Origin of the sequence: Chryseobacterium herbae, from assembly GCF_025154075.1 — a bacterium.
Lineage (GTDB): Bacteria > Bacteroidota > Bacteroidia > Flavobacteriales > Weeksellaceae > Chryseobacterium > Chryseobacterium herbae.
Window position 1 is genome coordinate 34,648 of the sequence record NZ_JAOAMU010000009.1, and the last position, 13,009, is coordinate 47,656.

Below are 13,009 nucleotides of genomic sequence, written 5' to 3' on the forward strand. Positions count from 1 at the left end.
TCTTAAACTTCCTGAGGTGTATTTTCAAGTTGCCCTTCCCATTTGGAAACCGCAGAAGTAGCCAGTGCATTTCCTAACACATTCGTCATACTTCTTCCCATATCACAGAAATGGTCGATCGGCAGGATCAATGCGATACCTTCCGGTGGAATTCCAAACATAGAACAAGTTGCCACGATGATCACCAGTGAAGCTCTCGGAACTCCGGCAATCCCTTTCGACGTAAGCATTAACACCAAAAGCATAGTGATCTGCTGACCCAATGACATTTCGATACCGTAGATCTGGGCAATAAAGATGGACGCAAATGTCATGTACATCATACTTCCGTCCAGGTTAAATGAATATCCTAAAGGCAGGATAAAAGAAACCACTCTGTTGTTACAACCGAATTTTTCCAGCTCTTCTACCAGTTTAGGGAAAACAGCTTCTGAACTCGTTGTAGAGAAAGCGATCAGTAACGGTGCTTTAATTCTTCTCAACAATTCGAAAAGACGGTTTCCTAAAATCAGGTAACCTACCAGTAGAAGCACAAGCCAAAGAACGGCTAAAGCAAAGAAAAAGTCTCTCAGATAAACAGCGTAGACTTCAAATATTTTAAACCCATTCATGGCTACTACTGCAGCAATAGATCCTAAAACGCCAAACGGAGCGAACCACATGATGTAGCCTACCATTTTAAGAATCGCATGGGCAATGATGTCAAAAAGTTTAACCACCGGCTTTGAATACTCCTCGCCTAAATTAGCAAGAGCCACTCCAAACATAATGGAAAAAACCACGATCTGAAGTACCTCGTTGGTGGCAAAAGCTTCAAATAAACTTTTAGGGATCATGTGTTTTACAAAGTCTTCCAGAGAAAAACCTTTACTGCTTTTCAGAAGATCTTCTGCAGCAGCGGCATCCTGGATAGGCAGTTTGGTCACATGCCCGGGCTCCAGCCAGTTAACCAGCATCAGTCCTATAAAGAGAGAAACCAGTGAAGCGGAGATAAACCATAACATGGCTTTGGTCCCTACCCTTCCAATCATTTTGATATCACTCATTTTGGCTATTCCTACGACAAGCGTGGTGAAAACCAATGGTGCGATAATCATCTGTACCAGTCTGATAAAAACAGTTCCGAGCAGTTTGATGTTTTTGGAAAAGGGTTCCGCACTTTCAGGATATTGGGTGTGTATCACCCCTCCAATTCCTACTCCCAGGATAAGCGCAACGATAATGGCTATAAAAAGTTTATTTTGTCCTTTCATATATGTAGTTCAATTCCCACAAATATAATAGTTTTTCAATTGGTACAAGATTTTGTATGAATCCGGGTTAAGTTTAGATTAAGTTTATAATACATTAAAATTAAATCGCTGATTCCGAAAATATTGCAAAAAATTTAAGAAACATTTATTGAGTTTTTATTCTTTTGGTACAAATTTTATTATTACATTTGATTGTATTAACAACATTAATAAATATACAATATGAAAAAAACTATCGCAATGGCTGCCTTAGCTGTAGCTGTATCTTTCGGAGCGGTTTCTTGTAAAAAGAAGATTTCTGATGCCGATCTTCAGACTCAGGCTACAACTGTCGTAACTTCTAATCCCAATGCTTCCGTAGAAGTAAAAGAAGGAGTTGCTCATTTAAGCGGAACTTTCGCAGACCAGCAGTCTAAGGATGCTATGATCACTAAATTAAAAGCTATTACCGGAGTAAAAGAAGTAATGGATATGTCTACTGTAGCAGCACCAGTTGCTGTAGCACCAGTAGAAACAACATCTGCTGTAGATCCTGCGGTTCAGAAAAAAGTTCAGGATGCGGTTAAAGATTTCCCTTCTGTAAAAGTTGAGGTTGTGAACGGACAGCTAACGCTTACAGGAAATGTTTCTGGTCTTCAGGCTAGAAAAATCAAAGAATCTGTAGATGCTTTGAAAATCGGAAAGTATAACAATAACCTAGTGGTAAAATAATTTTAAGATGAGTACATTACAAGATAAATATTCAAGTGTAGTTTCAGCGGCTCAGTCTGCAGGAATTTCTAATCTTCAGGTTCAGGAGCAGGACGGTATCCTTTATGTTTCAGGAAGTGCTTCCAACACGGCTGCAAAAGACGCAGTATGGAATGCTTTGGGAACCATCGATTCCACGTATTCAGCTTCAGACATCAATATTGATGTACAGGTTGCAGGATTAACTTCAGGTGCTACTTTAACGGTAGCTACGGAAGATTCTAACCTTAACATCAGACAGGAGCCTTCTACTGAAGCTGCTGTAGTAGGAAAAGCTGCTAAAGGTTCATCGGTAACTTTAATCGAGCAGACTTCTGATGACTGGTGGAAAGTAAAGACTGACGATGGTCAGGAAGGCTATGCTTATTCAAGATATTTAAGAGCATAATTTTTCGGAAATTAATTTTTTGAAAAAAATCAATACAGACATCCCCAAACGGGGATGTTTTTTTATAATTTTGCGCTTTTAAAGAAAGCACTGAATGAAGAAAATCTTATGGCTGCTGGTATTAGCATTCAATAGTATGGTCCTGTACGGGCAAAATTTATACATTAACGGAAAGGTGTCTGATTCTGATAAAAAACCGGTGGAAAACGCCACCATTTATCTTCTTAAAGAAAAAGATTCATCCATTATCAATTATACCGCCACGAATAAAGAAGGTAAATTCTCTCTGAAAACAGACGCTGTGAACGAGCCTTCCATTTTAAGGATCAGTGCTGAAAAACTTTCTCCCTATTCCAAAAAGCTAGAAAAGATAAACCAGTCTCTTACTTTGGAAGACATTGAACTTGGAAAAAGCAATGTTCAGAATATTGACGAAATCAAGATCACGGTATCTCCTGTCAAAATCAAAAAAGACACGATAGAATTTAATGCTTCTTCGATCAAAGTAAGTCCGGACAGCAAAATTGAAGAGCTTCTGAAAAAAATTCCGGGTGTAGAAATCGACAACGACAAAAAGATCACAGTCAACGGAAAGGAAGTGGATCAGATCATGATCAACGGAAAACCTTTCTTTGATAAAGACGGGAAAATTGCGCTTCAGAATCTTCCGGCAGATATCATTAAAAATATCCAGTTCACCACAACCAAGACGAAAGAAGAAGAATTAAGCGGAAAGAAACCTAAGTCTAAGAATACGACCATCAATTTCAATATTGACGAGAAAAAAAATAAAGGACTGTTGTCCCGCTTGATGCTTGGATACGGCTCAGACAAGCGCTATGAAGGCAGCGCATTGTTGAGTTACTTTAAAAATAATACCAAAATCAGCCTTATCGCTTCATCGAATAATATCAATTCTCAGGGTTTCTCCAACGATGATGTATTTGACAGTATGGGAGAAGGCAGGAATTCATCGGGAATGCAGGGCGGAATGTCTTCAGGCAGAGGAAAGGGAATTCAGAAATCCACAACTATCGGAATCAATTATAATGATAAAATCGGGAAAGAAATGGATCTGGACAATTTCAGTTTAAATCATTCCAATTCTGAGACGGAAACGGCCTCCAAATCATCCAGAACGACCCTCCTTCCGGAATACACCCTTACGACGAATTCTGAGAGTAAAGGAGAAAGTGAAACCCGGCAGAATACTGTAGATGCCTCTGCAAAAATTACACTGGATTCTCTGAGTACGATCTATATTTCACCGAGATTTAACAACAGTCAAAGCTCCAGTTTTAGCCGTTCAAAATCTTCTACCTTGAGAGATAACGGACTGCTGAACGAAAGTGATTCTTACACGAGTAATGAGTCTGATAGCAATACCTTTAATCCATATATCTATTTTACTAAACAATTCAAAAAGGAAAGACGTGCCCTGAATGCTAAAATAAACAGTACGATTTCTCAATCTAACCAGAATAACCTTAACAAATCTCAGACTCAATTTTATCAGGGACCTGATCAGAATGACAACAGAAACCAGCTGTCGAGAAGCAGGAACCAAAACAGCATGTATAATTTCAGTGCCGGATATACAGAACCGATCTCTGATTCGGCTTCGGTAAGTTTCGAGATAGCTTATAATTCAAATATTTCGAGTAATTCCAGAGATGCGAATGATTTCAATGCTGCCACAGGACAATATTCTGATTACAATTCACCTTTGTCCAACAGCCTGAGACAAAAGATCAACCAAATTTCTCCCCAGCTTTCTTTTGAACTGAATAAAAAGAAATTCAGCCTGTGGGGAACGATGAATATTGATATTTCGGATATGAGTGTGAATTCTGTGTATAATGGTCAGCAGTATGGTCTTCAGAAAAATTTTGCACTTCCTGCCTATAATTTAAGCTTCAGGTATCAGTTCTCTGAAAATAAAATGCTGAGCCTTTACAATTATTCGGACTTCACTATTCCCGGCGCAGAACAGCTTACGCCTTATGAGGACACTTCAAATCCTTTGGTGACGTCTACCGGAAATCCCAATTTAAGAAATACATGGAGCAACAACTCTTCCTTGTTTTTCAATAATTATAATCTGGTGAAAAATATGAATTATTATGTGAGTCTTAATTTTATGTACAGAAATAATGATGTCGTTAATTATTCAAGATATGATGATGCAGGAAAGCAGCTTGTAACATATGACAACATAAGTGGAAATAAGAATATGAGTCTAGGCGCCGGCTTCAACAAAACTTTTAAATGGAAAGACAATAAATTGACAGTAAGCCCGAGGTTCAATATGCAGTACAGCTATAATAAAGGTTTTATTAATGGACAGTTTTTCACAAATGCCTCTTACAACCTTACTCCCGGGTTGAATGTGATGTATGAACTTAAAGATAAATTCAGCATAAAACCATCCTACCGACTTGGCTATAATTTTTCAAAATACACCAATTATAGCATTGATAATGTGCACACAGCCAATCAGACCCTGAAACTGGAGCTCACCAATTATGTGTTTAAAAGCAGACTGATTTTCGGAAATGATTTTGAATACAATACGAATTCCAATATTGCGCCCGGTTTCAAAAAGGATTTCTATTTCTGGAATACGAGTTTGGGCTATTCATTCTATAAAAAGCAATTCACGGCCAAGATGAAGATTTATGATGTTTTAAACCAAAACCAAAGTGTCAGAAGAACGATCTCGAATTCATATATTGAAGACCGTGAAGATCTTATCCTGAAACGATACATCATGTTCTCCCTGAGTATGAAGCTGAACAAATTTGCAGGAAAAAAAATGCAGTAAGAGAATTCCTTTAATCTATAAAATCGGCAAGCGTAAAAAATCTCCCGCAGATCACACAGATCAAGCAGATGGAAAATAAAGCTGCTTTTTTGGATTCTTCTGTATTTTCAACTGAAAGATTGAGCATAGGTAGTATATCGGAGCTATTTTATTTTTAAATTAGCTGCAAATTTTATTTATGAAGATCCATATTTCAATTTTGTTTATTTTCTTTTTCATCCTTGGAAGTGCGCAGAGTACTGAGCAGAAGGATACTTTTGTAAAAGATAATTTCACCAAAAAGGAATTCTACATTCCGATGCGTGACGGAGTAAAGCTTTTCACAGCGATATACGTTCCGAAAGATATTTCAAACAAAAACAAATATCCTTTCCTGATGCAGAGAACCTGCTACAGCATTGCTCCTTATGGTGAAACTGAGTACAGAGCGAAACTGGGACCTAACAAGTTCCTGATGAAGGATAAATATATTTTTGTATTCCAGGATGTACGCGGAAGGTATATGAGTGAAGGGACTTTCACCAATATGACGCCTCAGGTGGACCGCAAAACAAAAAAAGATGTAGATGAAAGCACGGATACTTATGACACAATAGAATGGCTTTTAAAGAATGTTAAAGACAACAATGGTAAAGCAGGACAATATGGAACTTCGTACCCTGGATTCTATACAGCAGTAGGCATACTGGCACAACACCCTGCTTTGGTAGCTTCCTCTCCTCAGGCTCCTATTTCTGATTTCTGGAATGATGACTTTCTTCACAACGGACGATTTATGCTGGGATATTTCAGAACTTTCCCGGTTTTTGGAATTCAAAAGACAAAACCTGAGAATAAGGCGTGGTATATGGATACTTTCGTAAAGCAGACTTCAGAAGACGGTCTTAAGTTTTACAGAGATATGGGAACTTTAAAGGATGGCTATGAAAAATATTACAAGGATAATTTCTTCATGACCGAGATTATGAATCACCCTAATTATGATGAATATTGGCAGAAAAGAAACCTTCTTCCTCATTTAAAAAATGTAAACCACGCGGTAATGACCGTTGGAGGCTGGTTTGACGCAGAGGATCTTTCAGGTCCACTAAATATTTACAAAACCATAGAAAAGACAAGCCCTAAAGCTAAAAACACAATTGTCATGGGACCTTTCTCTCACGGCGCATGGGCACAGGAGCAAGGAAAACATTTCCATAATCAGATTTATTTCGGGGACAGTATTGCAACGTATTACCAGAAGAATGTTGAAACTAAATTTTTCAATCATTATTTAAAAGGAAATACGAAAGAAGATGCCGGACTTCCGGAAGCGCTTATGTATGACACAGGATCAAAAGAATGGAGAGAATTTGCTTCTTATCCTCCTAAAAATGCTCAGAAGGTTAATTTCTATCTAACGGACGGAACTTTGAAGAACGCAGCAGGCCAAGGTTTCTCAGAATATTACAGCGACCCGAACAATCCGGTTTTAAGCTCTGACAATCTGAAAGATTTCAACGGATTTACGCCTAAAAATTACATGTCGGAAGACCAGAGATTTGCTGTGGGAAGACCGGATGTTTTGACATTTACTACAGATGTTTTAACGGAAGATATGAGTTTCGCGGGAGAGATCATGGCTAAACTGAATATCGCATCCACTTCTACCGATGCAGATTTTGCAGTAAAACTGATCGATGTTTATCCTGAAGATTTTAAACCTCAGGAAAAGAAAGACGGTGTCATCTACCCTAATTACCACCAAATGGTAAGAAGCGAGATCATGCCGGCGAGATTCAGAAATTCAAGAGAAAAAGGGGAAGCATTGGTCCCTAACCAGAAAACAGCCGTGAATTTCAGACTGCAGGATGTAATGCATACCTTCAAAAAAGGACACAAAATCCAGATTCAGATCAGCAGCACATGGTGGCCATTATTTGCGATCAATCCTCAGAAATTCATGGAGAATCAAAACTTTGCTACGAAGGCAGATTATACAAAAGCTTTTATCAAAGTGTATAATGACAGTTCTATTGAAGCTGAGGTATTGAAATAAAAATAATGATGGTGGCTTCGAGAAACCTCAGTCACCACTGGTAATATTCATACCGGTTTATAAAATCTAAAATCCGGTCGCTGCGAGAAATCAGCGACCGGATTTTTTTATAGGCGCTGGTGGCTTCGAGTGCCTCAGCCACCAGTTGTACTATTTCCCTTAAGAAAAAAGGTGATAACCTCATCCTTAACATAAAAAAGGTGGCTGAGGCACTCGAAGCCACCTTTTTTTACTCCTCAATCGTTCTGAAAGTAAGATTCACCCGTGGCATTTTCACTTTCGTGGTGGGTGGCAGCCTATGGAGCCAGTTTTCCTGCGTGGTTCCCTTCATAATCAATAAACTTCCGTCTTCCAGGAATATTTCTACTTTCTCTTTAGTAGTTTTATGTTTAAATAAAAATTTTCTTTCTGCTCCGAATGTTAGGGAAGCTATTGCTCCATGCTTTTTGAGATCCTTTTCACCATCGCTGTGATAAGCCATTCCTTCGCTTCCATCATGGTATAAATTCAGAAGGCAGGAATTGTATGTTTCTCCGGAGACTTCTTCACATTTTTTCTTTAACTCCAATAATTCCGGAGTCCAGAATTTCGCATATTTTGTCCGTTTTGAATAGGTATATTCAAAGGCTTTTTCACCAAACCAGGCTACTTTTCTTTTCGTTAAAATTAATTTCCCAAAAATAACGGCTTCATCGTTTTCCCACGGAATCTGATGGAGCAGATAATCATAAAAGAAATCTGATCTTTCTTTGTCAAAGACTTTTCCGTAATAATGGACCGTTCCGTCATTCGGAAGAATATTTAAAGGATATTCTGATATTTCTTCAAAGAGGCTGTTCATGATTTTGAATTTTTAGAAAATACAGTGTAAAATGTATTGACGACTTTTTATATAGTTTTTTAATCACAAAAGTCGCAAAAGTTTTTAACACTTAAGTTTTTTCAAGATATTATTAAAACGTTGAATAAAGTACACTTAAGTTTTTGAAAAATCGGAGATTTTTATTGGGTAACTATTTCTAAATATACGTATTTGCTGTGTTTACATCAATAGGAACGGACTTTAGTCCGTTTTTTTATAAATAAAAACATTCAATCGGCTTTAGCCAAAACTTAAATCTGATAATTAAAGTAGAATAGAATTTTCAGAGTAAACGTGTGAACTTTCCCAGCCCACCATCATCTGTTTTCTTTCGCTCCCCCATCGGTAACCTCCAATATTTCCCGTCGATTGAATCACACGGTGACATGGAATAAGAAATGCCACAGGATTGCTGCCAATTGCAGTTCCTACTGCTCTTGATGCATTCGGATTTCCGATCTTTCCAGCCAGACTGCCATAAGTAGACAATTTTCCCATTGGGATAGAAAGCAGACTTTCCCAGACTTTAAGCTGAAAATCTGTTCCTTTTAAATGTAACTTTATAGTGCTGAGTTTCGTCCAGTCTTTATCAAATATGGACAGAGCATTTTTCTGAAGAGCATCCTGCCTTTCAAAAAAAGAAGCATTGGGAAATGTATGTTTCAGATTTCCCAATGCTGTTTCTTTATCGTCTTCAAAAGCCATATAGCAGATCCCTTTTTCAGTAGACGCTGCCATTACATATCCAAAAGGACTTTTGGAAAAACTGTAATTGATGATCAGGCTTCTTCCGCCGTTTTTATATTCCGCCGGAGACATTCCTTCTATTTTCACAAAGAGGTCATGAAGCCTGCTTGTGCTGGAAAATCCCGTCTCATAGGCGGTATCAAATAAAGTCGCTTTTTCCTCCTTCAGTAAATTTTTAGCATGTTCAAGACTGATGAACTGCAAAAATTTCTTCGGACTTGTTCCTGCCCAATCCGTAAATATTTTCTGAAAATGAGCGGGACTCAAGTGAATATTCTCTGCCACTTCCTCCAAACTTGGCTGAAGCCTGAAATTGCTTTGGATATATGCTATCGCTTTAGCAATTCTGTTATAATCTATCTGACTTTGTGCGGACATAATATTAGTGTTTTACCTCACAAATTTCCAAAGAATATACGGCAGAAAAAATCTGATTCTTGCGGAATTTTAGTTGTTGTTATAAATATGGTTGTAAGCAAGCATTTTGTAATATAACTTGGCTGCTAAGAAAGCGGTTGGCTTAGCCATTGGAGAATCCATTAATTCTACAATATCAAATGCCACCACATTACATTTTTCAAATACTTTTTTCAATAATTCCAATGTAGGATACCACTGAAGTCCACCTGGCTCTGGAGTCCCTGTAGAAGGTGCAATAGACGGGTCAAAAGCATCAAGGTCAATGGTGATATATACGTTTCCTGAAACTTTTTCCAGAACATCGTTGATCCAGTTGTCATTTACAGCAATTTCATGAGCAAAAAACACTCTCCCTTCTGGTAAATATTCAGCTTCTTCAGCATCCATAGAACGGATTCCCACCTGAACTAAGTTATGCTTCTGATTCGCTTCAAATACTGCACATGCGTGATTGGAAGTAGAACCATGGAATTCAGGACGTAAGTCTGTGTGAGCATCCAGCTGAAGAACAGTAAGATTTTCAAACTTCTCTCCTACCGCACGGATAGAACCGATAGACACAGAGTGTTCCCCTCCGAAAAGGGTAAAAACTTTTCCCTCGTTCTTCAAAAGCTCTTTAGTTTTTTGATAAACCGCTTCCGTCATGGCTTCAGGACTTGAGTTTTCAGAAATTTCTCCTGCCAGATATACACCATCAAGGAAAGGTTCAGTTCCTGTTTCAATATCATAAAGCTCCATGTTTTCTGAAGCATCAAGGAATAATTCCGGACCTTTATCAGCTCCTTTTCCCCATGTTGAAGTTCCATCGTAAGGAACGGTTACCAGCATTACTTTAGCGTTTTCTAACGTTGCATTTTCTTCAGGAATTCCTGCGTATGTTCTCATGTTTTATTTAAAAATTTAAATGATATATTGATCGGGCAAAGATAATAAGATTTTATTTTCTGTATTTTATTGTTTTGTAATTGTTTTGTTGTAGGCAGACCCATCAGAAAATTCTATCTGTAGGATATAATTTCCTGGAGAAAGGTATCTCACATCAGTTTTATTGTTATTTATTTTAAGGTCATTGAGCTTCCGTCCGGAAAAATCAATAACACTAATTCTCTTAATATCCTTTTTCGATTCTACAAAAACATAATCCTTAGAAGGTATCGGGAATACATTAATATCTTTTGACTTTTCTGACACCTCATCTACAGCCAGGACAGCACCTCCTGTTGTAAAGGGATACTTATAACAGTTTGTAACTGCTGGAAATGCATTATAGGCTGTTACAGCCCATTTATAGACTGTGTATGGGGTTAGAGGATTCGTCAATTTGTACTGCAAAGTAAGCCCGACATCTACATTATTTAAAACATTGTTGCCTGCATCATTTGATCCTAAGCTTATTCTATATCCTAATGCACTCGGAATTCCTTCCCAGCTAAAATTTGGCTTTACTGAAACTCCGGAAATACCTTGTTGAGGATAAGACCATGGAGAGCAGCCAGAGTACGTGCTAAAACTTGTTGTTCCACAAGATTGTGTAGCACCAAAGTTATTATATGCCGTTACACTAAAATAATATTGAGTAGAATATGCCAGACCTCCCGGCTGCGTATAATATCTTATATTACCCAAATCTACATTATTTAAAATTTCCCCTCCTGTGGGTGTTGTACCCAAAGTTATTCTGTATCCGGTGGCCCCCACAACTTCATTCCAGGAGAATTGAGCATTGGGGTCAGCAATATTATTCGGAGATGTAATGTATGCACATTGTAATGGCGTTATTTGAAAAGACACATCCATTGAACAAGCTGCATTACCAAATGAATTATAGGGAGTAATAGTGACAAAATACTGACCAAAAAATTCAAAATTTTGCGGTGGTTTATAGTATGTAACGTTTCCAATGTCTAGATTGTCAATTACATTTGTTCCTCCAGGGCTAGTTCCAATACTTAACAAATATCCTGTTGCACCAGCGGAAGGCTGCCATTTTATATTAGTCGCAAAAAACACATCAGTTTGTCCATTGGTTGGCTTGTAAATACCTGAACAAGAGGGAATACTTGTTGGATTTTGTTCAAGCTTAAAATCATCAATACCTATTGAAAAACCATTTGAGGTAGCTGATGATACTCTTTCCATTTTAATTCTAAATTTAAAACTAGTTCCTGAAGGTACCGCTCCTGCTGGTATTACTCCCGATACATCGGTACAAAGAATAATTAAAGAAGGTGATCCTGATATATTAATTAAGTTAGGTAAAGTATTCCAAGTAACCCCATTATCAGTAGAATAATCAGTAGTAATAGTCCCTGCTACACCTGAATCCTGAAACGATGAAGTATATTTAAATGAATAATGAAGATCCGTATTATTAGATTGATTGGTGGAATAAATCAAATACCAACTGGGTTTTGCAACTGTAATATCTTTTTTAACATATCTACTTCCCAAGCAGGCTGGTGCACCATAGAAATTAGAAAAATCCGTACTTTCCAACATTGGATACACGGCACCTGAAGATGTTGTGCTTGACCATCCGTATGGAAATGTACTGTCCTCAAAACTCTCACGAATATTAATCTGTGCTGATATATTCCGGCCCAATATTACCAACAGAATTAGTAAAACACTTCTCATTTTTTTTTAGTTTTTTAATTAAAATTCTCTATATCACAAAGTTAATCAAATTCTAGCATCTTAAAATAAAAGGAGATGAAATAAAGTTACTAGTTGCTAGTAATTAAGTTAATAAGATTATTGTCTGATATTTAGTATCTCGAATCTACGATTCACATTTCACTTGCGGAGCAAAATTCACGATTGACATTTTCTAAACCTTACAAAAAAAAAGTCTCATGTCTCATGTCTCGTGTCTGATGTCTGATGTCTGATGTCTGATGTCTGATGTCTGAAATCTAGCTTCCTCCTTTCAAACCAATTCCCTATTTTTGTAAAAAACAAAATATGTCCTTAAAAGCTGTTCTTTTCGATATGGACGGGGTTATTGTAGATACGGAACCACTTCACAGAAAAGCTTATTTCACAACATTTGACGAACTGGGAATTACTGTTTCCGAAGAATTATACACCTCTTTCACAGGAGCTTCCACGAAAAGAGTTTTTGAAACACTCATTGGGAAATACAATCTGTCTCAGACCTACGAAGCTCTTTCTGCCATCAAAAGAGCTCATTTCAAAGATTATTTCGATAATGATGAAGAGTTTGACCTGATTCCGGGAGTAAAGGAACTCATTAAGCATTACCATGAGAATGGTGTTAAGCTTATTCTGGCCTCTTCAGCAACGATGATCACCATCAATATGGTTTTTGAAAAGTTCGGGCTTGAGCAGTATTTTAGCGGGAAAATAAGCGGTGCAGCTCTGAAAGAATCCAAACCTCACCCTGAGGTATTTCTTTTGGCAGCAGAAATGGCAGAAGAGCCTGGAGCCAACTGTATGGTGATTGAAGATTCTACCAACGGTATTCTTGCCGCACACAGAGCTGAGATTTTCTGTGCTGCCTACAGAAGTCCGCATTCAAAAAATCAGGATTATACTTTAGCGGATATCGTAGTTTCAGATTATGAAGAACTGAAACTGGATAAGCTTTCAAAATATTTTTAAATGAAAAAAGCTCTCAAAATTTGAGAGCTTTACTTTTATATTTTCCTTATCATCTGAAACGAAGAGAAGATTCTTAACTGTTCTTAATTCTTAACAAAAATCT

At 37.6% G+C, this 13,009-nt stretch carries 10 protein-coding genes; 5 read left to right on the forward strand and 5 right to left on the reverse strand.

The window, feature by feature from the left end; translation table 11 throughout:
* Positions 1 to 2: 2 nt before the first annotated feature.
* Positions 3 to 1,253 carry a dicarboxylate/amino acid:cation symporter gene (locus N0B48_RS22085; RefSeq protein ID WP_259841610.1) on the reverse strand — a complete coding sequence of 417 codons (1,251 nt, stop codon included), beginning with the start codon at positions 1,251 to 1,253 and terminating at the stop codon, positions 3 to 5.
* A 222-nt stretch (positions 1,254 to 1,475) separates the two neighbouring features.
* On the opposite strand from N0B48_RS22085, the gene N0B48_RS22090 reads away from it, so the two are divergent.
* The 4 genes from N0B48_RS22090 to N0B48_RS22105 all read left to right on the forward strand — a co-directional run bounded on the left by N0B48_RS22090 (position 1,476) and on the right by N0B48_RS22105 (position 7,253).
* Positions 1,476 to 1,964: a BON domain-containing protein gene (locus tag N0B48_RS22090; protein WP_259841611.1), complete on the forward strand. Its 489-nt coding sequence runs from the start codon at positions 1,476 to 1,478 to the stop codon at positions 1,962 to 1,964.
* 7 nt (positions 1,965 to 1,971) lie between these two features.
* A complete protein-coding gene (locus N0B48_RS22095; protein ID WP_259841613.1) occupies positions 1,972 to 2,391 on the forward strand; it encodes an SH3 domain-containing protein in 420 nt (139 codons plus the stop codon).
* A gap of 94 nt (positions 2,392 to 2,485) precedes the next feature.
* Positions 2,486 to 5,215, forward strand: a complete 2,730-nt coding sequence (locus N0B48_RS22100) for a TonB-dependent receptor (RefSeq protein WP_259841615.1) — start codon at positions 2,486 to 2,488, stop codon at positions 5,213 to 5,215.
* Between the two features lie 178 nt (positions 5,216 to 5,393).
* A complete protein-coding gene (locus N0B48_RS22105; protein WP_259841617.1) occupies positions 5,394 to 7,253 on the forward strand; it encodes a CocE/NonD family hydrolase in 1,860 nt (619 codons plus the stop codon).
* 229 nt (positions 7,254 to 7,482) lie between these two features.
* Here N0B48_RS22105 and N0B48_RS22110 read toward each other — a convergent pair whose 3' ends face one another.
* The 4 genes from N0B48_RS22110 to N0B48_RS22125 form a co-directional block, all read right to left on the reverse strand.
* Positions 7,483 to 8,094 carry an alpha-ketoglutarate-dependent dioxygenase AlkB family protein gene (locus N0B48_RS22110; RefSeq protein ID WP_259841619.1) on the reverse strand — a complete coding sequence of 204 codons (612 nt, stop codon included), beginning with the start codon at positions 8,092 to 8,094 and terminating at the stop codon, positions 7,483 to 7,485.
* Positions 8,095 to 8,379: 285 nt separating this feature from the next.
* Positions 8,380 to 9,240: a bifunctional helix-turn-helix domain-containing protein/methylated-DNA--[protein]-cysteine S-methyltransferase gene (locus N0B48_RS22115; protein ID WP_259841621.1), complete on the reverse strand. Its 861-nt coding sequence runs from the start codon at positions 9,238 to 9,240 to the stop codon at positions 8,380 to 8,382.
* Between the two features lie 69 nt (positions 9,241 to 9,309).
* A complete protein-coding gene (gene speB, locus N0B48_RS22120) occupies positions 9,310 to 10,167 on the reverse strand; it encodes an agmatinase (RefSeq protein WP_259841623.1) in 858 nt (285 codons plus the stop codon).
* 66 nt (positions 10,168 to 10,233) lie between these two features.
* The gene (locus N0B48_RS22125) at positions 10,234 to 11,919 is read right to left on the reverse strand and encodes a T9SS type A sorting domain-containing protein (protein WP_259841625.1); all 1,686 of its coding nucleotides are present in this window, start codon (positions 11,917 to 11,919) and stop codon (positions 10,234 to 10,236) included.
* Between the two features lie 327 nt (positions 11,920 to 12,246).
* On the opposite strand from N0B48_RS22125, the gene N0B48_RS22130 reads away from it, so the two are divergent.
* Complete coding sequence (locus tag N0B48_RS22130; RefSeq protein WP_259841626.1) at positions 12,247 to 12,906, forward strand: HAD family hydrolase; 660 nt, start codon at positions 12,247 to 12,249, stop codon at positions 12,904 to 12,906.
* Positions 12,907 to 13,009: the final 103 nt, after the last annotated feature.